The organism is Paenibacillus sp. FSL P2-0173 (assembly GCF_038008045.1).
Taxonomy (GTDB): Bacteria; Bacillota; Bacilli; order Paenibacillales; family Paenibacillaceae; genus Paenibacillus; species Paenibacillus polymyxa_B.
Genome location: NZ_JBBOYK010000007.1, coordinates 56727 through 78919, shown reverse-complemented (window position 1 = coordinate 78919; position 22193 = coordinate 56727). Strand labels below are relative to the sequence as shown.

The window sequence follows — 22193 nt, the reverse complement described above, 5'->3', positions numbered from 1 at the left end:
TTTTTATATCCACTTGCTCTTTCATGGAACTAAAGACAAGCCACTTTGGAATAAGTAAAATGCACAAAAAAAACCATACTTCGCTGCAATGCATGCAACGAAGTATGGCTATTACATAGTCATTCTACATCTTTAAAATTATAAATTACTCTTTCTATGACCTTTATCGCAATGCTTTAATATCCTGAATTAGCAATTCAACATTTTCTTTCTTCGTTGCCCAACTGGTACAGAATCGAACAGCACTATGTGCATCATCAACCTTTTCCCAAAAGGAGTAAGTATATTTTTCACTCAATGCCTTTAGTATACGATCTGGTAAAATCGGAAACTGCTGATTGGTTGTAGAACGGTATTGAAAAGAAAACCCTTGCTCAGATAATCCGTTTTGAAGCAGCATGGCCATATCTATAGCGTGTTTGGAAATTTCAACGTATAAACCGTCTTCAAACAAAGTTTCGAATTGAATGCCCAACATTCTTCCCTTAGCCAGCAGCCCTCCTTTTTGCTTGATCATATATCGAAAATCTTTTTTCAATGTACCATTTAGAATGACTACTGCTTCTCCCATCAAGGCTCCAATTTTGGTTCCACCAATATAAAATACATCGCATAGCTTCGCTATATCTGCTAAAGATACATCGCTATCTTCGGCCACCAAGCCATAACCTAATCGGGCTCCATCTATAAACAGTGGTAAACCACACTCTCGACAGACTCTACTTAATGCCTCCAGCTCTGATTTACTATAGATCGTTCCATTTTCAGTAGGTTGGGAAATATAAACCATACCGGGCTGTACACTATGCTCAGGAGCGGCATCATTCCAGTGAGCGTCATACAAATCTTGTACCTGCTCGGCCCGGATCTTCCCATCCCCGCTTGGCAAAGTAAGTATTTTATGTCCAGTAGCTTCAATTGCTCCGGTTTCATGAACAGCAACATGTCCAGAAACTGCCGCAACGACGCCTTGATGTGGACGCAGAATAGAAGAAATGACGGTGGTATTGGTCTGTGTACCTCCAACCAAAAAGTGTACATCCGCATTTGGGGAGTCACATGCTTCTTTAATATATGCTCTGGCTTTTTCACAATGATCGTCCACACCATAACCTGGAGTTTGTTCATCATTAGTCTCCAGTAGTCGCTTTAATATGCGCTCATGGGCACCTTCGGTATAGTCGCATTCAAATCGTATCATTCTGTATCCTCTCCAAATTATCCAATTTCTTCTGAATTAACAACATAGAAGCATGTAATTCCTTTATCTCTTCTTCTGAAAGTCCTTGAACTAATTTTAGAATTTGTTCATCAGACCTTTCATTCAGTTGGTTATAGAACTCCTTTCCTTTAGGAGTCAAACGAATCAGATTTGTTCTATTATCCAACGTTGAATTTTCCTTAACAAGAAAGCCCTCTTTGCAAAATTTAGCAATGATCCTACTCATATAGCTGCGATCAATTTTAAGAGATTCGACAAGAGTATTCGCAATACATGGCTCGATCAACCCGATCTCTATAATGACACGGGCCTCGGTAAAGGAATATCCGCTATCCAGCACATGTCTATCTAAAACCCCCAGTATATTCGTATAGAACCGATTAAAACGCCTCATATCCGCTATCATATTAGCATTTATATTGATCATAACTCCCCCAATTTAGTGGACTTTTGCAACAATTATAGTAATGATTTTTGTGGACTCTGTCAATGAAATAATAATCACAAAAGAAAAAATCGTACATTAAGACACTCGTCTAATGTACGATTTCATAATAATAAGGAAAAATGAAGTATATTCTTTTCTATATTTACCTACAAGGTCATTGAGCTATCGCTATTTATAGCCTTTTCCTTCTTATGCTTCCGTTTCAGCTTCAGATGAGCTACGACCATATAAAGAGTCGGAACTACAAACAACGTTAAAATGGTTGAAAAAATCAGTCCGAATATAATGGTCGCTGCCAATGGCTTGAATAGAATTTCTCCCATCGTAGCAATCGGTATCATTCCGACGATCGCAGTTAGCGAGGTGAGCAAGATCGGACGGAAACGGGCAGAGCATGCCATTAAGATGGCGTCTGTTAAATCAGCGCCTTCACGCCGCGCATCTTCAATAAACTCTATTAACACAATACCGTTACGCACGACGATACCAGCAAGTGAAATGATACCCATAATACTCATGAATCCAATGGGCATCCCTGAAATAAAACTTCCAAGGATTCCTCCTGCCGCTGCCAGATAAACAGTGGTCATAATAATTAGCGGTGTGGAAACCGAGTAAAACTGCATGGTGATTAAGAGGAGAATAAGAAAAATAACAATCACAGCTAATTTGCCCAAATCCTTAAACATATCGGACTGCGCGGATGTTTCCCCTCCCATCTCCCATGTGTAGCCTGGCTCAAACTGTGTATTGGTAAGTTTGCTACGGATGTCCTGAGTGAGTTCTGTAGCTGTACGCCCATTTGCATCGGATGAGATCGTTACCGTCCGTTCCAAATCATAGCGGTGGATTTGCTGGATGGAAAAGTCCGGTTTCATCGTGGCTAATTGGGATAAGGGGATTTGCTCCCTTGCCGAATTGTTCACGCTTAATTGTTGGAATAATACCTCAGGATCATTGTTTGGTTTGTTCATATATACATTTATATCAAGCAATTCTTTACCCGTATCAAAATCCGTTACATTCACACCGTCACCCATTAGTAACAAGGTACGCGTTAAATCGGAATAGCTAACCTGATATTTATCCAGGGCTTGCTGATTGATTTGGAAATTCAGATTATAGCTTTGCATACCCATATTATCGGTCACATCTACAGCTCCGGGGGTCCCCGCAACAATTTCTTTGACTTTAGTTGTCATGTTTTGCAGCTTATCAATGTCTTCTCCTTTAATACGGATAGACACCGCACTGCCGACCGGAATACCTAATTGGGGAACACGAATGCTGATTAATGCAGATGGATATTTAGTTTGTAGCGTATGGATCCAGTTATCCACTGTTTTTTTGAGATCAAATAGCCCCTCTTTTCCAACGACAGCAATTTGGCCGTTTACCGCTCCCCCAGAGCCGTGACCACCTGCAACATCGCTGTACAGCTGAGGTGCTCCTCCACCTGCCGTTGCCGCCAGTCGCTCTGTTTCTGGCTGTTTTTTGACCCAGCTCCCAATCTCGTTAATAACCTGATTGGTTGCCTGCAACGACGTTCCTTCTGGCATCGTTACGCTGATCGTAGCATCCGCTTTATCAGAATCCGGAAATAATTCAATGGGAACAACAGCAAGTAGTCCATAAGCTGCTGTACCCATCATAAGACCAATAAGCGCTGTTAACAGTGGACGTCGCAGGATCCTTGGCATCCAGTTTTTAGAGTACACATTGGATAGAGACTGGATTTGATTCCCCAGAAGTCCAGGTGGCTTAACTGTCTTACTACTCTCTTTTCCTTTACGACGTTGATCGTACCATTGACGGAAAATAGGAATGATCGTTAGCGACATAATCATGGAAGCCAGCATCGTTAACGAAATAACGGTAGGTATCGGTTTAATAAAGTCACCAATGGTGCCCGGCAGGAATAAAAGCGGGGCAAATGCTGCAACCGTAGCTAGCGTAGCTGTAATGATCGATAAGGATACCTCTTTCGTCCCTTTAATAGCCGCCTCCGTAGCATCTTCCCCAAATTCAGTGCGTCGGCGTTCAATATTGTCATTGACCACGACGGCATCATCAACCAATATCCCTAGCACGATGATTAATCCGATGACTGAAATTTGATTCAGCGTGATTCCTGTTGTGGGCAAGAAAATAAAGCCGATGGCGATGGAAACAGGAATGGCCAAGGCAACAAATGCAGAAGTCAGCAAATTTAAACCTAATGTACATATAACAATGACCGATATAATAGCGATGATCATCTCTTTGGTCAGGTTTCCAAACATTTCATTGACTCGATCATTTTGTGCAAAAAGCAGCTCAAAATGCACATTCTTCGGTAAACTGCTCACAAGTTCATTGATTTTGGCTGTTGTCGCTTTAGATACCGTTGGCACGTCTGTGCCTGTATCTCCACTCACACTGATTGAAATAGCTGGCTTGTTATTCACATACGTATAACTAGCCGCTTTTTTAAAAACAAGTGAGGCTGTCCCTACATCTTTCAGAGATATGGGGAATCCATCGTCATTGCTTGAAATCTGGACGTTATTTAGAATGGATGGATCGGTAGAGGCATTTACCGTCAGCTGATAAGTACGCTCATTGAAATCCATACTTCCTGTAGGAACTCTTTCATTCTCATTTTTGATTGCTTGAACAACCTGCTCCCAGGAGATGTTATATTGTTGCATCTTTTGTGTGTCTAAACTAATTCGTACTTCTTGATCTGGTATTCCTTGAATATTAACTTGCGAAACACCTGATACCGTTTTTAATTGATCCTTCCATTTGTTCATCAATTCATTTAACGAGTATAAATTCTCAATTTTATCAGAAGTAATCGCATATGAACCAATGAAAGAGCTTGTCATGCTATCATTGATAATAGACTGCATCGCATCATCTGGAAGCTCGGACTGTGCATCCTGTACCTTTGTACGAAGATCAGCCTACACCTTTGTCGGGTCCGCATCTTCAAAAGCTTCTACAGTTATACTGGATTGGCCTTTAGATGAAGTGGAAGAAATCGTTTTGACACCTTGTACTGCTTTAATTTTCTGTTCCATGACCTTAGTAATGGTTTGCTCGATTCTTTCGGGTGAAGCGCCCGGATAGATGGTTGTAACACTGGCTGACAAGGGAATAACATCGGGCTGCTCCTGTTTAGGTAACGATGTAAAATTGTAGAGCCCTAGCACAATGCACATGCCAAAGAAAATGAGTGTAATTTTCTGCTTTTTAACGATATATTTAATCATTCGGACGACTCCTCCGATTTCCCAAGTACATCATTCCCAATTAAATCACCATTAAATAAGGTGCCTGCTCCTTGCGTAACGATTTGATCGCCTGCCTGTAGTCCAGAGACAACTTCGAGCTGATTATTAGTCACTTTTCCCAGTTTAATCACTGTTTTAACGGCCTTTCCATTTATAGCTTTAAAGACATAAGGGTCATTTCCCGTACTAATTACGGCCTCTACGGGCACTAAAAGTGCTTCGTTTTGATCCATGCTTTTAGATGCGCTTATGACTTGACCAGGCTTCCAATCCAGTTCAGGATTGGCAATGCTAACTTCCACATTGATGCTTCCCGTTTTGGAGTTAGTCGATGGATAGATCTGGGTAACAGTCCCTGTTCTGATTTCATCATAGAGAGATATATTTACTTTTTGGTTTTTCTTCCACGATAAGATTTCACTGTCCGGTACGGGGAGAAGTACTTTTAAAGTCTTGATATTTCCGACAACAAATGCCTCACTCCCGCTGGAGCCCAATTGACCATCAGATATCTTTTTTTCAATCACAACACCAGTGATCGGGGAGGTTAAAGTAGCTTTTTTCAGTGACAAGGATGACTGTTCATAAGCAGCCAGTGCATCCTCATAGGTAGCCTGCGCCTGGGCTTTGCTGGCTATCCCTTGTTGCCTAGTAGCCCTAGCTGACTCCAGCCCTGCTCTGGCCTGATCTACCCCAGCCGAAGCTTGTGCACGTTGTTCTTGGGATGCCCCTGCAAGCAAAAGAGACAATTTCTCTTGCGCATCACTTAAACTTTCTTGTGCGTTCGTTAATTCCAGCTGTGCATTCTCATTTTCCGTTAAGGATACTGCACCTGCCTGGAATAGACTTTGGGACCGTGCGGCATCCGCTTTCTTCTTGTTGTAATTATTAGTTGCTACAGTAACCGCATTTTGAGACTGTGCAATCTCCTGCTTTTTGGCGCCATTGTTCAATTCCTGCAATTTGGATTGGGCCGCATTGACCTGGGATTGTGAACTATGAATGCCCGCCTGTGCCGATTGAACAGAAGCCTCCGCTTGGCTAACACCCGCCTGTGCCTTTTCCATGGTTGCCTTTGCCCGATCCAGCTGTAACTGATAAGCAGATGTATCTAACTTCGCAAGGACACTCCCTTTTTCTACTGAATCTCCAACCTCGACCATGGTGTTCAATATACGTCCATCCGCTTCAAAGGAAACATTGGCCTCATTACTTGCCTGCAATGTCCCCGCCAAATTAAAATCATTGGTCAAAGGTTTCATTGCAAGTTTCTCCACTTTTACCGGGTGACTGGCTTGTGTTACAGAGTTCTCCGTTGCACTGGAGCAACCAGAAGCTACTATAGCTAATGCAACCCCTGCAATCATTATTCTGATTCCTTTTCTCTTCAACTAATGTCATCCTCTCTGATTCCCTCTTCTAAAGGTGCTATCAGCAACCCGTGGGTCAAGTAAACTTTTTCATCCTTTTTTCATGTTATAACAATGAACAAACAAAAAAATCGTACAAAGGGGCAAGCACCTTATGTACGACTGGGCAAATAAATAACATATTTTCAGTTATTATTTCTAAAGCTGTAAAATACCACGTTCCAGCGAAACAGCAACAGCTTCGGATCTGGAATCAACACCAAGCTTGTTATAAATATTCGTTAAATGTGCCTTTACGGTACGCTCGGAAATTCCCATATCAAACGCAATTTCCTTACTTTTATAACCATGTGCAACAGACTTTAATATATACTTTTCCTTATCAGTCAGAACTAAGTTTCTTTCGTGTGACTCTATCTCAGCTTCTCTCTTATTCGTGGCAGCGAATACCCTTGCTGTTATTTCTGGCTGAAGCAGCGTTTCCCCCCTTAGCGCAGACTCAATAGTGCGAAATAAATTTTCTCGACTGGTATCTTTTAATAAATATCCTTTTGCTCCCAAAGAGAGTCCCTTAATCATTAAATCATCTTCGTTATAGGTCGTCAGGATAATGACTGGTGTTTCATTTTGTTTTTCTCTGAGGGCTTTCATGGTTTCCAAACCACTCATTTGTGGCATATATAAATCCAACAATATGACATGCGGCTGAAGTTCTTCAATCAATTTAAGAGCCGTTACACCTTCTCCGGCTTCACCAATAACCTCATAACTGTCATTGGTCTCCAGCACTAGCTTTAATCCTTCTCTAACTACCCAATGATCGTCGACAATTAAAATCTTGTATTTCATGATAGGTCTCCTTTAGTAAGAGGCGCCTCTATTTTTATAGCTGTACCTTCTTGAAATATACTGCTAATATTGATTTTTCCACCCAGTATCCGTACACGTTCATGTATACCTATTATTCCGTAATGCCCTGTTTGCTTGGCAATAATATCCGTATCAAATCCTTTTCCATCATCGCGAATCTCGATTTCAATCTTGCCTTCGTTATCTAAAATATTAATCCATACGGTATTAGCATGTGAATGCTTCGCTACGTTGGTTAAACACTCGCTTATAATAAACAATCCATGTTCGAACACCAGTCTGGGAACCGAAGCTTTAATTTTGATGTTGCGTATTACACGAATGCTCGTAGCCATTGTAAATCGCTGTATTTCTTCCTCCACTGCTTCTGCAAAATCAACTTCCGAGATGGTTTTCGAACGCAGATTGTCTATAGCTCGCCTTGAATCAGACAATGTTCTTCGCACTTGTGACATCGATTGTTGAACGATCTCCTGAGCTCTTTGCGTACTTCCTTTTGTCAGATGGGCATCAATGGCTTCAAGTTGCATGATTAGCCCAGCAAGCCCCTGTGCCAGCGTATCATGAAGATCACGGGCCATACGCTGTCGTTCGTTAGCAATTGTAAGTTCTTCGACCTTTTGATGTGCGATTTCAAGTTCCTTAAGAACATTTTGCGTGTGGATTCGTGCTTGGACTTGTTTGAGAAAAAGAATGGCATAAGCTACTATAACAACTGCAATTAGAAAAAATAGCGGGATGAACAATACAAACTGCTTGCCATCATTATGCCAGACCACAGCCACACAAAAAAGTACATAGGAGATCAAAAATACAAGAATGACCTTAAGCGGCTTATAATAAATACCTATACTCTGCCCCACCAAAATTGGCATTAACCCAACCAGTACAATGGAGAAACTTTCAGGTAAAAGTAAGGCACTTGAAAAGATCAATCCTCCTTGTACAACAAAATAAGCCCATGAAAAATATTTTGCAACTCTTTGAGCATGCAAGTACAAGAGGATGTGTAATATGACAATTACAGTAAATAAGACACTTTGCAGAAGATTTAGTCCACTAGACAAATGTTGAAGAATGACAGACTCACTATAAATTATAAAAATCCATATTATAGTTAATACTTTTGAAATATCTTTCTTCTCAAATTCACCTTCACTTTCACTTATTTCCGTATCTACATTCTGGACCTGTACATTGAATTCATCGTTCATAATTCCCTCCTACAATTCTAAATTCGGCTTTTCAACTTAATAGAGATAATGGCACTATGACGGCCTGGTCCATTTAGTTTGAACAGAAATCATTTATATATTATTTTACAAAAAAACAAACAGAAAAAAACGTACACATGGGCAACATCATTTGTACGTTTGGGCACTAAATACTATTTGCTTTTTAAGAATCATCTTCATTTTGGTATAAAAGCTTAATGCTAACTCTCCTCTGCACGTTACCTGCAGCTTCATTGTCTTCAGCAATCACCTGCCACTGTCTGCCGATAAGCCCTTGCAAAGTATCGATTTCGAGAGGATCAAGATACAGATTTTTCAACGTGATCCCATCTTGCTCATAATCGCGATCTAGGGCTCGATCAAAACGAAAATAAAGCAGCCTTTTCAATCCATTGATGTGTAAAAACTTAAATTCATAACCACTAAGGATCGCTTCTTCCCACTCGTCTCCTATGTCTGCTGCCGTTTGACAACGTTCTTTGAAATCCATTGTTTTTTCTTTAACCTTGTCGAGCAAAGGAGTGAAATCCTGTTTTTTGATACATTCAATGATGACGTCTTTCGGTTCACCACTCGTACGTAAGTTCTCGATCAGAAAGGCCACTGGGATGGACAATTTCACTTTACTCATTGGAGTATACTCCTTTACTCAAGTAGGAATTGAACCAAGCCACCACTTGTTCAAAGTTATCCACACGAAGGGACGGTTTACCGCTCTTTAGCAATGAATGATTGGACCCGGGATATCGAATGAGGCGTGTTATTTTACCCAACCGCTTCAGAGCCGTATATAACTCATCCCCTTGGCTAACAGGGCAGCGCAGGTCTTCCTCGCCGTGTAAAATCAGCAACGGAGTTTCAATGCTATTTACATGTGCCAGTGGGGATTTGGACCAGAGTAGCTCAGGATCTTCCCACGGGTTAGCCCCCACGATTCCCTCTGTGTAGGAAATACCAATATCGCTCAAGCCATAGAAGGAGAGCCAGTTGGAGATGCAGCGCTGTGTAACGGCAGCTCGAAATCGGTTCGTGTGAGAAATGATCCAGTTGGTCATCAGGCCGCCATAACTGCCGCCAGCCACCCCGAGCCTGGTTTCATCTATACAATCAAACTGGTTCAGCGCAAAGTCCAAGGCGTCCAGCAGATCACGATAATCTCCTCCCCCAAAGTCCCCCCGGCAGGCTTGGGCAAAATCCTGACCATAACCAAAGCTGCCGCGCGGATTGGTCAGGAGCACGGCATATCCCTGTGCCAGAAGCGTCTGCATCTCATGGCTATACGTGCTGGTATACATCGCATGGGGTCCTCCGTGAATTTGTAAGATCAAAGGAACCTGATCCCCCGGAACCATTCCGGCCGGTTTGAAAATCCATCCTTGTACCTTGAAGCCATCCGAAGCCTCAAACCAAAATGTCTCTGGTGAACTCACTTGCAAGGAAGCCATATGATCGTCGTTATGGTGCGTAAGTCGCTTCTCTTCCCCTGTCTCCAGATTCATTTGATACAGCTCGCCTGGCCGGTCCACATCAAGTGCAGCAAAAACCAAATAGCGACCGTCAGCAGATAGCGTGTACTGATAGATATCTCTATCACTTCCGCCAGTCACCGCTTGAACATCCCCGTCCATTGTGATGCGGTATATATGAACAGCACCCTGCAACGTCCCGAGCACATACATTTCTGGCTTCAATCGTGCAGGAGCATATAACGGAGATGGAGACGGACCAAATGATTTCATATCGCTTAAGGCGAAGTTGCCGATTTGCATGTCTAATTCAGGAACCAATAGTTCCGGGGCTCCCCCCGTAACAGGCACGGTGTATAGTCGATTCTGGCTACCACTTCCATAAATGCGATCACTAGCGATCAGAGTCAATGATTTTCCGTCTGGGGCATACGAAAATTGGCTAATCGCCAAGCTGGAATCCGTAACTTTCACCAGATTACCGCCGTCGCAATCGATCGTATACACATCCGAAAACGAAAGCATGTCTGCATCCTTCATGTCGTCGTCTACACGTTTGGACAAGAAGGAAATCTGCTTGCTGTCCGTGGACCATACAGGGTAAGATGCATTCCAAGGTCCCGACGTTATTGGCGTGATCCGGCCGTTTTCAAGCTCCAATACATATAAATGACTAAATAGACCATTCCACCAGCCCGATCCTTCAGCTTTGGGAGTGGTGCGATCCACAATACGCCCCCGCTCACCTGATTGCTTGCTATATTCCTCAAGCCCCATGGCTTCCCGCTCAGCGTGTATACTCACCATACTTGTGAATACAATATACTTTCCGTCCGGTGACCAGACGAATGCACCCACTCCCCGCTTCACCTCCGTCTGCTGCTGTCCCTCTCCACCTTCAGCCGGAACCGTCCATAGCTGTTTGCTTCCATTCGCCAGACGTAAAAAAGCTAGCTGTAATCCATCGGGTGACCAAGCTGGAGCCGAATCCTTGTGGCCACCGGTCAACGGCTGATCGTCGTTCCCAAGAAGGGATGCGACACGGATGTGTGTTTGGTAGTCATTCTTTGGGCGATCTATGCTTTTATTGACGTAGGCAATCGTTCCATCGGGGCTTATTGTGGGATCACTGATCCACTGATATCCGTACAAATCCTCCGGTACAATTGATCGTTTATTCATGAGTAATCTCCTTTTTTTGGTTAACGCCTACTTCCAAAAGTTCATCTATTCGTGAGCCACCTGCTCATGCAGAGGAAAATGACAGGCAGCAATATGTCCTGGAGTATGCTCTTCGAGCAATGGACTCTGTAGTCGGCATATCTCTTGTGCATAGGGGCAACGCGTGTGAAAAGTACAGCCCGAAGGCGGATTGGCAGGATTGGGGATTTCCCCCGTCAATGTGATCCGTTCTTTACGCAGCCTCGGATCAGGAACAGGCACTGCCTCAAGCAATGCTTTTGTATACGGATGTTGCGGTCTTGCAAACAACTCGTCACGATCTGCAAGCTCCACGATTTTGCCCAAGTACATCACCGCGATGCGGTCGCTAATATGCTTGACGGAGGGCAACCCGTGGGCAATAAAAATGTAGGTAAGCTGGAACTGCTGCTGAAGCTCCTTTAACAAATTCAAAATCTGAGCCTGAATTGACACATCCAGCGCGGATACAGGTTCATCACAAACAATGAGCTTCGGTTTCATAGCCAGTGCTCTCGCTATGCCAATCCGTTGACGCTGCCCGCCACTGAATTCATGGGGATGCCGATCCGCTAAATGCGCGCCTAACCCTACCGTTTCCAACAGTCGAAAAACTTCAGCTTTAAGCTCCTTGCCTCTAGCAATCCCGTGTACATGCAGCGGTTCCGCGACGATATCAAAAACCTTCATTCTTGGATTTAAAGAGGAATACGGGTCTTGAAATACAAATTGTAAATCTCGTCTGACTTTACGGACTTCTTCGTCTGTTAAATCAGACAGGCTTTGCCCTTGAAAACGAATTTCGCCTGCCGTGGGTTCTAGCAGTTGTGTAATCATTTGTCCTGTTGTTGATTTGCCACACCCTGATTCCCCTACAATACCTAAGGTTTCTCCTGGCATCACCTTAAAGCTCAAATCATCAACCGCCCGTACATAACCGCTCTTTCTGGAAAACCAGCCCTTGTTCATCGGAAAATATTTCTTGAGCCCATTCACTTCGAGAAGCGGTGTTTTCTGTGCTGTCTCGTTCATACTGACACCTCCTCCATCCGTAAACATCTGACATAGTGTCCTGGATTCTTAGCCTGTATTTCAGGATGAATCCTTGTGCACTGTTCCTGGGCATAAGGACAGCGGGGATGAAATGGACAACCACTTGGCATCTGCATCATATTAGGAACGGTACCGGGAATGGAATCCAGCCATTCTCTCTGTTCCGTAAGCTTAGGGAGTGATCCTAGCAGTCCGATCGTATAGGGATGGCCCGGCTTTTCGAACAATTCAAATACGTCCGCTTCCTCGACTACTTCCCCGGCATACATCACGACTACCCGGTCAGCCATTTCCGCGACGACACCTAAATCGTGGGTAATAAGAATGATGCCTGTATTCTCTTCCTTGCTCAGCTTGTGGATTAAATTCAAAATTTGAGCCTGTATCGTTACATCCAGAGCCGTCGTCGGCTCATCAGCGATGAGCAGTTTTGGCTGGCAGGCCAAGGCCATTGCGATCATCACCCGCTGACGCATTCCTCCCGACAACTGATGTGGGAAATAACCTACCACTTTCGACGCGCCAGGTATACCTACCCTTTCCAGCATCTCTATACTTTTCTGCCGTGCTTCGGGTTTGCTCAGCTTCTGATGCTGCCGGATGACCTCACTGATTTGGTTGCCAATCGTAAATACAGGATTCAACGAACTCATTGGCTCCTGAAAAATCATGGATACCTCGTTTCCCCGATATTTGCGCATTTCTCCCTTGGACAATTGGAGCAAGTCTCGTCCTTCAAGCAGAATCTCCCCGCCCACGACTTTACCTGGTGCTGCCACTAAACCCATAATAGACAAGGAGGTTACACTTTTACCGGAACCGGACTCTCCAACAATAGCTACTGTTTCGCCTGGATTCACAGTGAAGCTGACACCGTTGACCGAAGGAACGATGCCATCCTCCGTTTTAAAGTAGGTTTTCAAATGATTCACTTCAAGCAATCTCGTGGTCATCTTTTCCGATCCCCCGCTTTCTGCTATTCTTTCGCTTTCATATGGGGATCTAACACGTCGCGAAGCCAGTCACCTAGAAAAATGACGCCCAGGACTGTGATGGTAATCGCCAGACCGGGAAACGTTGCCACCCACCAGCTCGTGGCTATATACTGTCTCCCATCGCTCAGCATGCCACCCCAGGACACTGCCGGCGGTGTAATCCCTAACCCGAGGAAACTAAGAGAAGCTTCCATAATAATCGTCGTTGCTACATTCATACCGGAAATGACGATAAACGAAGACAGGACATTCGGTAAAATGTGCTTCAACAAAATCCTACTATTTTTAGAGCCAATCGCCTTGGCTGCTTTAACAAAGTCTCGTTCCTTGATACTCAATACCTCGCCCCGGACAACTCTCGTATAAGAAACCCAATTTGTAACGCCAATGACGAAAATGAGCGTAGTCATGCCAGGTCCTACCACGGCCAAGACAACCAGCATCAGCAGAATAGCCGGAATAGCCAAAAAGGCGTCGGCAACTCTCATTATGGTGGCATCCACCCATTTACCATAAAACCCGGCGAGGAGGCCGAGTATTGCGCCAATGGTGCCTGAGACCAGAACTGCACCAATACCGACGATAAGCGAAACTCTCGCTCCATATACGATACGACTCCACATATCTCGTCCTAGGTTATCTGTACCAAGCCAATGTTTCGGCAATCCACCATCCAGCCACATAGGCGGCTTCAGACGGTTAAGCGGGTCAATTTCCGCAGGATTGTGACTGGCCAGCATAGGGGCACATAATGCCGTTAAACTAACGAGCAGTAAGATTACTGCGCCGACCGTTCCGGTTTTACTTCGTAATAGTTGCTTCCATATGCGTCCGATACCGGACGGTTGTGTCTGCTTTTTGCCATCCAGGTTTAGATCTGGACCAAGGGCTTGTACATCATGAATGCCTGCCACGCTTCCCCCTCCCCTCTCTAGTTGTATTTAATCCTTGGATCAAGCAGTCGGTAAACGACATCGGTTAAAATATTGCTGACCACCACAATAAAGGCAATCACAAATACAGCAGCCTGAACGATAGCCATGTCGTGCGTATTCACAGCGACGACAAGTAACTGTCCCAAACCCGGCCATGCAAATACCGTCTCTGTAATCAGTGTACCGCCGATCAAGCTCGTAAATTGCAAGCTCATAATCGTAACGACCGGAATCAATCCATTACGGAAAGCGTGTTTTCCGATAACCACGATTTCTAGAATCCCTTTACTTCGGGCTGTTCGAATATAGTCCTGATTCAAAATGTCCAGCATACTGGAGCGAATGAGTCGGGTCATCTGTGCAGAAAGGCCGACACCCAGTGTAAAGGCCGGGAGTATTAAATGATCCATCCCGCCCCGGCCGGACACCGGAAGCATCCCTAACATGACGGAAAATAATAAGATGAGCATAATCCCCATCCAAAAGTTAGGCATGGCCTTTCCGACTACGGATAAACTGGAAATGATTAAATCGGTAAAGGTATCCCGTTTGACTGCTGAGATGACGCCCAACGGCACAGCAATGATGACCGCAAAAATCATGGCGGCTACTGCCAATTCAAAACTGGCAGGCAGCCGTTCCAATACTAACGGCAAAGCCGATTCACCATAGCGAAACGAGGTGCCAAAATCTCCTTGTAAGGCACTGCCAATAAATTTAATGTATTGCGTATATAAGGGCTGATCTAGCCCCAGCGCCTGCGTTAACACTGCACGATCCTCAGCTGTAGCGGTCTCCGGCAGCATAAGGGCCACAGGGTCCCCAGTTACCCTCACCAGGATGAATACAATAAGGGAGACAATCAACAGTACAGGGATAACCTGAAGCAGTGATTTAGCGATATACGTTTTCAATCTGTCACCTCCATAACCAGCAGGCTTTTTTTAAAAGGACGGGCAGGAACCTTCATTGAGGTCCCCGCCCGTTCATTTCTCTTCTTTATTTAGCAGGTGTAATATCCTGTGCATAGAACATCTCATCGCTTCTCGGTTGGAAATTCACACCGTTACCGGTGCCATAAATCCCTTCCATTTGGAACAGATATACGGCTGGACGATCTTCAGCCAAAATCTGTTGCACTTGCTGATACTCTTTTTCACGCGAGGCTGTATCCAAATTCGTCAGCGCATGCTGCAGCAGCTTCTCTACCTTCGGATTGTTATAATCCGTTTCGCCTTTTGCCTCTTCTACCAGATAGCGATTATAGTTGTTGGAAGCATCAAATAGAGAATTACCAATGCCGATCATAAACATTTCTTTGAAAGATTTGGAACTGTAACGCTCACTGAAAGCACTTGGCTCCAGCACGTCCAATTTAATGTTGAATCCTTCTTTATTTAACATAGCGGCTACGACCTCGGCATACTCTTTGTATATTGAGGATACTGAAAGGGTCAATGTCGGGCCTGCGCCAGCATAACCGGCCTGCTTCAGCAGTTCCTTAGCTTTAGCCGGATCATATAATGTTTTCTCATATAAGGAAGGATCGGCACCAAAGTTGCCTGGTGTAACGGAAGTACGGGTTACAATCCCAGCACCGCCTGCGATGCTGTCTACGATTCCTTTTTTATCAATCGCGAGATCTATCGCTTCTCTCACTTTGGAGTCAGCCGTAACACTGCCCTGACTTTGACGTAAAATCAATTGCAGCACACGCTGGATCGGAGCCTTAACGATTTTTTTACCCTCTTCGCCTTGAACACGTTCTATATCCGTGGAAGGGATACCAGATGCAATGTCAATCGAGCCTGCGAGCAGTTCAGATACACGCGTAGAGGCTTCTGGAATGGAGCGGAAGACAACTTGATCCCATTTGGGCTGACCTTCGTAATACTTATCGTTTTTAACGAGTACCACCCGGTCATCCTTGATCCATTGGCTAAATTTATAAGGGCCCGTACCTATCGGATTCTTAAGGAATGCCTCTATCCCATTTTTCTCAATATACTTGGAAGGTAAGATGCCAGCTCCCATTTTGGATAAACGATTCAACAGCAACGGATCAGGTCCATCGGTGATGATGTCTGCCGTATGTTCATCTACCACTTTCACTTCTTTGATATTTTTAAAGTAGGAATTTTGTTTGAGTGTGTTATCCTTTGCTACTCTTTCTATCGTGTACTTCACATCTTCGGCTGTGAATGGATCACCGTTATGGAAGGTTACCCCTTCGCGCAGATGAAAACGCCAAGTGGTATCATCTACCTTTTCCCAGGAAGTAGCGAGTCCAGGTACTTTCTTTTGCTGACTATCATTTTTCAATAAGTAGTCAAATACGTTAACCAGAACAGCTTCACTCGCCGTATTGTTATTGTTATGTGGATCAAAACTTTCAATATCCGTAGCATTAGCAATTGTCAGTACTTTACTGTCGGTCGATGTTGCGCTGTCTTTACTATCGCCTGTGGATTGGGTACCGCAGCCTGCCAGGATCATCGCAGCAATCAGTAACGTAATCCCGCCTCTAAACCACTTATGTCTATTCATCTTGTCCACTCCACTCCATTAAGGTTGTATATTGCCACACAGCTGCATTTGAGCGTCTTAATCCCAATTTTATGTTGTCTTCAAAAAATTCAGCGCGGTGGCCGACATCATGGCTACCCCATAAGGCAGTACCATTTCATCTAAATCAAATCTGGGATGATGTAATGGATAGCTGGTATCTTCATCACCTCTCCCACATCCCAGCCGGAAAAACACGCCGGGTACCTGCTCACAATAAAAAGCGAAATCCTCCCCGCCTGTTGACGGTTTGATGTAGTCCCACTCCTTGGAGCCAAACAACTGCTCACTCGTTTCCGTCATCAGATCGACCATATCCGGGTCGTTCTGCACAACCGGGTAGCCCTGCTGATAACTCAGCTCATATCCAGCTCCGAACGACTCACATACCCCACGGACCACCTGTTCGATCAGCTCAGGCATCCGGTTACGCAGTTCCGCAGATAGGGTACGCACGGTACCGATCATCTCTACTTCCGGTGCAATGGCCGCTCCCATATACCCGCCACTAATTTTGCCAATCGTAATGACCATGGTTTCAAGGGGATCAACCATACGACTTGGAATGTTTTGCAGGGCAGAAATAACCTGCGCGGACACGGCAATGGCGTCTATTCCCTCGTGTGGACGGGCAGCATGACCGCCTTTGCCTAGAATCTTAATGGTTAAGCTATCTGCCGATGCAAAAGCGACCCCTTTGCTGACCCCCAGTGTTCCTGTCTTCAGACCCGGGAACATATGTAGTCCTGCCATCGCATCCACTTTTGGATTCTCCAATACACCGTCATCGATCATAGCCTTGGCCCCTGCCAAACCTTCTTCAGCCGGCTGAAAGACAAATTTGATATTTCCTCTTTCAGGTCGCTCCAAATGAGCAAGTAACTGTGCAGTTCCCATCAGTATGGCTGTATGGGCATCATGCCCACATAAATGGGCCTTACCTGGGATCTCCGAACGATAGGGGACCGTTTTTTGATCCTGAATCGGTAATGCATCCATATCTGCCCTTAGACCGATGGTAGGCCCTGGGCTTTTTCCCCGTAACAGACCCACAACCCCGGTTTTCCCTACCTGGGTTGTCACCTCCAACCCGAGGCTACGTAAGTGCTCAGCTACAATGCCCGATGTACGAATCTCTTCATAACCCGTTTCAGGATGGCGATGAAAATCCCTTCGCCATGTGATCAATTGCTCTTGAAGTGGTCTAGATAAAGCCAAAAGCTCGTGTATGTTCATGTTTTCACCCTCCCCACTCGAATCGTATTCTTTTTCTGTATGATATCGTTAGCCTTTTGCAACTACTCTTGCATAAATGGCATCTGCGGAATGTCCGATATGATGCTTCATCATTTCCCGCGACTTCTCAGCATCTCGTGCCCGAAGTGCACTCAAAATTTCTGTATGGACGTCGTAATTCACCGTCCGAATCTGATCATCATAGGGCATGAGATCAAGTGCCGGGTTAATCTTGGTACGAATCTGCCTAACCGCATCTTCACAAAATGGATTGCCAGATGCTTTGGCAATGGCCAGATGGAATTTAACATCCAAGGCCCGAAACCATTCTCGGGTACAGTCCGCTTCAATACTCTGTTCCAGGTAATGCTGAAGCAGGTCCAGTTCATCCGTGGTGATCCGCGCAGCCGCTAAAAAAGCACCCTCTGGCTCCACAATCATCCGATATTCAAAGACCTTCAGCATGTGCTCCCAATCTTTTGCAATTTCTTCCCGGGTACGTTTATGAGAGTTTGCTGTCACTGGAAGAACAAAGGTCCCTCCCTTGGCACCTACTCTCTTTTCAATGAGTCCCTTGGATTCCAATTGAGATAACGCCTCACGAACTGTAATTCTACTGGCATTAAATATTTCTGCGAGTTCCCGTTCTGTCGGTAGTTGCTCCTCGCTAAGCAATTCCTTTAAAATAATAGCCTCTTCCAACTGCTCTCTAATAAAATCACTCACTTTTTTAGCTGATACTTTTTCAAAGCGCAGAGGAGTTTGGATTAACATATGAACACTCCGATCATAAATCTTTAAGGTCTAAACCTTATACCATTGTAAAAAACAAAAAAATATAAATCTGTTGTTATCATAATACCTAGTAAACCTATATGCAATACTTTTTTAAAAATATTTATGATGCTTTCGAAACAATAAAAAGAAGCAGCCCCTTACAGAGCTGCTAAATCTTTGGTTATCCTTATGCATCATATAAAAAGCACGCAACAGGTTATCCTGTGCGCGCTCGGTCATTCTCTATTTCTCCTCCAACTCATCCGGTACATCGTATTTATTGATATGTGAGGTTATTGCTGCAACTGCTTCGCTGGCATCCGTCGTGGCCGGCACTTCTCTAACCACATCATCCGTCTGGTCACGAAAATTCAAACGGTCTGCCTCGACTACTTTCTGTTGATTTGGTTTCATTTTTCATAGCGCTCCTTTCTTATTCCAGTACCTGATCTCTTTCCGTTAACGTGTACAAAGGTACTTCCCGTTCCTCTTCTGGATGGTTCAGCGCATAAATGCGTGCCGTCTCACTCTGCTCGTTCACATGCTGAATATAAATGGGTAAACCATCACACAACACATTCGCCATTATGGAAGAGGACGCTATTTCTTGCGCTCTTTGAACATTCACTTAGAAAAAACCTCCCTTGCTAAGTAGAGTTCGCCTTTACTATGCACGAGTTAAATATTTGTTATACACATTTCATGCCAACATGTGTTTCACGATCGTGAAAGGATATCATTTGAAAAAATAAATATTATTGTTATTATGGATTGAGAGATTCAGTGAAAACTGCGATCTTAATTGTAGAGAAAAGGAGTAATGATGAATGTTAAACATATTAATGGTTAACTTTCCGGCAGAAGGACATGTAAACCCTACGATCGGGATGACGCAAGCCTTTGCAGCACGAGGGGACCAAGTACATTACATTACAACTGAGAAATACAAGGACAGACTCGAAGCCGTTGGAGCAACGGTTCACCTGCATACCGATCTGATCAGGACTGCTTCTATTGATTCCAGTACTCCGGCTGGGTTGAGTGCATTTATGAATATTCATATTCAGACTTCGATGGACATATTAGCAATCACTAAGCAACTGTCTGAAAGCACTGATTTTGACTTTGTATTCTATGATAGATTCGGAGCTGGCGAGTTAGTTAGAGACTATTTGAAAATCCCTGGTATTGCTTCCTCCCCATCTTTTCTGATTTCGCAGAATCGGATGGCTACCAATCTCTTTCGCTCTAATGGAAATGAGCCGTTTCAACTTGATGAACAGGCCACGACCTCACTACATCTCATGAAAGAAAGATTCGGTGTTGCTCCCAAAGATATGGTTCAATTTATGAACAATACAGGGGCTCTAAACGTTGTATACACCAGCCGATATTTCCAACCAGACGCTGACAGCTTTGGTGAAGAGAATCTCTTTATTGGTCCCAGCTTCCCAGAACGCAAAGGGGAAAATTCATTTCCTTTGGACGCACTACAAGATAAAAAAGTTCTGTATATTTCGATGGGAACGGTTTTGGATCATGTTGAGGACTTTTTCAACACCTGTATTGAAGCTTTTTCCGATTTTGAAGGTATCGTCGTGATTGCAGCTGGCGAGAAAGCTGATTTTTCAAAAATCAATCCGGCCCCAGAGCACTTTATCATCTCGCCCTATGTTCCTCAATTGGAGGTATTACGTCATTCGGATGTATTTATTACTCATGGTGGAATGAACAGTGTGAATGAAGGGATTCACTTTAATGTACCCTTGGTTGTACTGCCTCAGGACAAGGATCAGCCCATGGTCGCGCAGCGGTTAACAGAACTTCAGGCTGGCTATCGAATAACCAAAGACCAAATCAATGTACAATCGTTAAGAGATGCCGTACATGAGGTAATGTCGAACGCGGCGTATAGAGAGGGGGTACAAAAAATAAACGATAGCTTCCAGCAATCTGGCGGTACAGAAGAAGCCCTCGCAAAAATTGATGCCTATCTTCAAAATAAGCTTGTGTAAATCACACAATTACAATCCTACAAAAAAACAGGAACCCGACCATTGATGGTCGGGTTCCTGTGTGTCATGCATTTCTATGTGGATATATCCCACTTCTGAAACGAAGCAATCGTACACTTTCCGCTCGCGAACGCTCGAATGCCCGTAGATTCCACTCCCGGATACACTCTTCCTGTGAGGACGTATTCACCGTCGCCGATGAATATTTCCACGGAGCTTTTATCGACAAAAACCCGAAGCTCCAGACGGCCCTCGTGTAAGTCCAAAGGCACTCTTCTCTCTCCTCCTGGGCCTATACCAGCACGTTCACGGTTGAAACGGAACAGACCGTCATCGGGACGATACGACAGTACAGTCTCCTCTTCGCTACCCACCCGCAGTTTTAAACCGAATTCGTCGGTGTTACTGGCCTCAAACTCAAATACGACCTTCAGTTCGTAGCTATCTCCACGCGCGTCCATAATCTGCTCACCTGTCAGTAAGATATCCCGCTGCTCGAACAGATTGCATCGGTAATTCTTTACCTCTTCAAGCGGACGGAATAGCAGCCTGGCGCCGTCGATAACCACTTCCCGCGGAAGACTCATCGCACCAGCCCAATGGTGCCCCTGCTGGGTCGGCATCTCCGACTCCCACATATCCATCCATCCGATGACGATACGCCGCCCTTTATCATCCAAGGTTGACTGTGGGGCATAGAAATCGAATCCGTGATCCACCTGAGCATACCGCTCTGCCGTAAATGTTCCGGCAGCGGAATTGAAATCACCTATACCGTACATGGTGGAATGCAGATTGCGGTAAGCCTCCCCCTGTGCAGGCATGCGCTGCGGGGACAGCATAAATACGTGCCGACCACCGAGCGGGAACAGATCCGGGCATTCCCAATTATCGCCGAAGCGTCCGTCACTCACGGCTAGTACATTGACATACGTCCAGCTTTTCAGGTCTTCAGAACGGTAAAGCAGTACAAGTCCGTTCCCTTTCGCATCATTAGAACCGAGAACGGCGTAATATTGACCTTCGTGTCTGAACACCTTAGGGTCACGGAAGTCTTTACGGCTGATCGTGTCTGGTATGGCGTCATAACCGATGACCGGGTTGCCCTCCCACTTTTCGAACGTTACTCCGTCTTCTGATACTGCGATTCCCTGCGACTGCTTGTAATCCTGATCTTTGTCAGGCCCGGTTACAACATGTCCGGTATACATCAGGACAAGCTTCCCGTCCTGCTCAATCGCACTGCCGGAGAAGCAGCCATCCTGGTCGAACTCACCGTCCGGTGCCAAAGCGATCGGCAGATAATCCCACTTCATAAGATCGCGGCTGACTGCATGTCCCCAGTGCATCGGTCCCCATACTGATTTATACGGGTAATGTTGATAGAACAAGTGATACTGCCCGTTATATTGAATGAAGCCGTTCGGATCGTTCATCCAGCCGAATTCAGCCATTAAGTGGTAGCTCAGGCGATAATCCGGCCGAAGCATATGCTTCGATTGGGAAATAAATTGATCTGCACGCTCTC

At 44.8% G+C, this 22193-nt stretch carries 18 protein-coding genes and 1 pseudogene; 1 reads left to right on the top strand and 18 read right to left on the bottom strand.

The genetic code is table 11. The annotated features are described in order from the left end of the window. Positions 1–163: 163 nt before the first annotated feature. The 17 genes and pseudogenes from MKX30_RS25425 to MKX30_RS25345 all read right to left on the bottom strand — a co-directional run bounded on the left by MKX30_RS25425 (position 164) and on the right by MKX30_RS25345 (position 19278). The gene (locus MKX30_RS25425; protein ID WP_028541770.1) at positions 164–1201 is read right to left on the bottom strand and encodes a threonine aldolase family protein; all 1038 of its coding nucleotides are present in this window, start codon (positions 1199–1201) and stop codon (positions 164–166) included. Continuing rightward, the gene (locus MKX30_RS25420; RefSeq protein WP_028541769.1) at positions 1188–1649 is read right to left on the bottom strand and encodes a MarR family winged helix-turn-helix transcriptional regulator; all 462 of its coding nucleotides are present in this window, start codon (positions 1647–1649) and stop codon (positions 1188–1190) included. Before MKX30_RS25420 ends, MKX30_RS25425 begins: the two co-directional genes overlap by 14 nt. A 167-nt stretch (positions 1650–1816) precedes the next feature. Beyond that, positions 1817–4927: pseudogene (locus MKX30_RS25415) on the bottom strand (efflux RND transporter permease subunit). Beyond that, positions 4924–6315, bottom strand: coding sequence for an efflux RND transporter periplasmic adaptor subunit (locus tag MKX30_RS25410; protein ID WP_076295680.1), 1392 nt, complete (start codon positions 6313–6315; stop codon positions 4924–4926). Before MKX30_RS25410 ends, MKX30_RS25415 begins: the two are co-directional and overlap by 4 nt. Before the next feature lie 201 nt (positions 6316–6516). Next, on the bottom strand, positions 6517–7167 hold the full coding sequence (locus MKX30_RS25405) for a response regulator (protein ID WP_069080157.1): 651 nt from the start codon (positions 7165–7167) through the stop codon (positions 6517–6519). Next, entirely contained in the window at positions 7164–8402 is a 1239-nt protein-coding gene (locus tag MKX30_RS25400; RefSeq protein WP_023990418.1) for a sensor histidine kinase, read from the bottom strand. Before MKX30_RS25400 ends, MKX30_RS25405 begins: the two co-directional genes overlap by 4 nt. A 184-nt stretch (positions 8403–8586) precedes the next feature. Continuing rightward, the gene (locus MKX30_RS25395; RefSeq protein WP_341063827.1) at positions 8587–9054 is read right to left on the bottom strand and encodes a hypothetical protein; all 468 of its coding nucleotides are present in this window, start codon (positions 9052–9054) and stop codon (positions 8587–8589) included. Next, positions 9047–11071 carry a S9 family peptidase gene (locus MKX30_RS25390; protein ID WP_341063826.1) on the bottom strand — a complete coding sequence of 675 codons (2025 nt, stop codon included), beginning with the start codon at positions 11069–11071 and terminating at the stop codon, positions 9047–9049. The genes MKX30_RS25395 and MKX30_RS25390 overlap by 8 nt, the downstream gene beginning before the upstream one ends. A 45-nt stretch (positions 11072–11116) precedes the next feature. Next, positions 11117–12121: an ABC transporter ATP-binding protein gene (locus MKX30_RS25385; protein WP_341063824.1), complete on the bottom strand. Its 1005-nt coding sequence runs from the start codon at positions 12119–12121 to the stop codon at positions 11117–11119. Next, positions 12118–13095, bottom strand: a complete 978-nt coding sequence (locus MKX30_RS25380; RefSeq protein ID WP_023990421.1) for an ABC transporter ATP-binding protein — start codon at positions 13093–13095, stop codon at positions 12118–12120. The genes MKX30_RS25385 and MKX30_RS25380 overlap by 4 nt, the downstream gene beginning before the upstream one ends. Before the next feature lie 23 nt (positions 13096–13118). Further along, positions 13119–14051 (bottom strand): ABC transporter permease, encoded by a 933-nt coding sequence (locus MKX30_RS25375; RefSeq protein WP_023990422.1) that lies wholly within the window; start codon positions 14049–14051, stop codon positions 13119–13121. Positions 14052–14068: 17 nt separating this feature from the next. Further along, a complete protein-coding gene (locus tag MKX30_RS25370; RefSeq protein ID WP_341063823.1) occupies positions 14069–14986 on the bottom strand; it encodes an ABC transporter permease in 918 nt (305 codons plus the stop codon). An 85-nt stretch (positions 14987–15071) separates the two neighbouring features. After that, the gene (locus MKX30_RS25365) at positions 15072–16619 is read right to left on the bottom strand and encodes an ABC transporter substrate-binding protein (RefSeq protein WP_023990424.1); all 1548 of its coding nucleotides are present in this window, start codon (positions 16617–16619) and stop codon (positions 15072–15074) included. A gap of 69 nt (positions 16620–16688) precedes the next feature. Beyond that, positions 16689–17873, bottom strand: coding sequence for a M20 metallopeptidase family protein (locus MKX30_RS25360; protein ID WP_340959802.1), 1185 nt, complete (start codon positions 17871–17873; stop codon positions 16689–16691). 48 nt (positions 17874–17921) lie between these two features. Then, positions 17922–18647 (bottom strand): FadR/GntR family transcriptional regulator, encoded by a 726-nt coding sequence (locus MKX30_RS25355; RefSeq protein ID WP_023990426.1) that lies wholly within the window; start codon positions 18645–18647, stop codon positions 17922–17924. 246 nt (positions 18648–18893) lie between these two features. Further along, on the bottom strand, positions 18894–19064 hold the full coding sequence (locus MKX30_RS25350; RefSeq protein ID WP_023990428.1) for a hypothetical protein: 171 nt from the start codon (positions 19062–19064) through the stop codon (positions 18894–18896). A gap of 19 nt (positions 19065–19083) precedes the next feature. After that, on the bottom strand, positions 19084–19278 hold the full coding sequence (locus MKX30_RS25345; protein ID WP_023990429.1) for an H-type small acid-soluble spore protein: 195 nt from the start codon (positions 19276–19278) through the stop codon (positions 19084–19086). Positions 19279–19477: 199 nt separating this feature from the next. On the opposite strand from MKX30_RS25345, the gene MKX30_RS25340 reads away from it, so the two are divergent. Next, positions 19478–20665 (top strand): macrolide family glycosyltransferase, encoded by a 1188-nt coding sequence (locus MKX30_RS25340; protein WP_341063821.1) that lies wholly within the window; start codon positions 19478–19480, stop codon positions 20663–20665. Between the two features lie 74 nt (positions 20666–20739). On the opposite strand, the gene MKX30_RS25335 is transcribed toward MKX30_RS25340, so the two are convergent. Continuing rightward, a complete protein-coding gene (locus tag MKX30_RS25335; protein WP_316244255.1) occupies positions 20740–22155 on the bottom strand; it encodes a glycoside hydrolase family 32 protein in 1416 nt (471 codons plus the stop codon). Between the last annotated feature and the right edge of the window lie 38 nt (positions 22156–22193).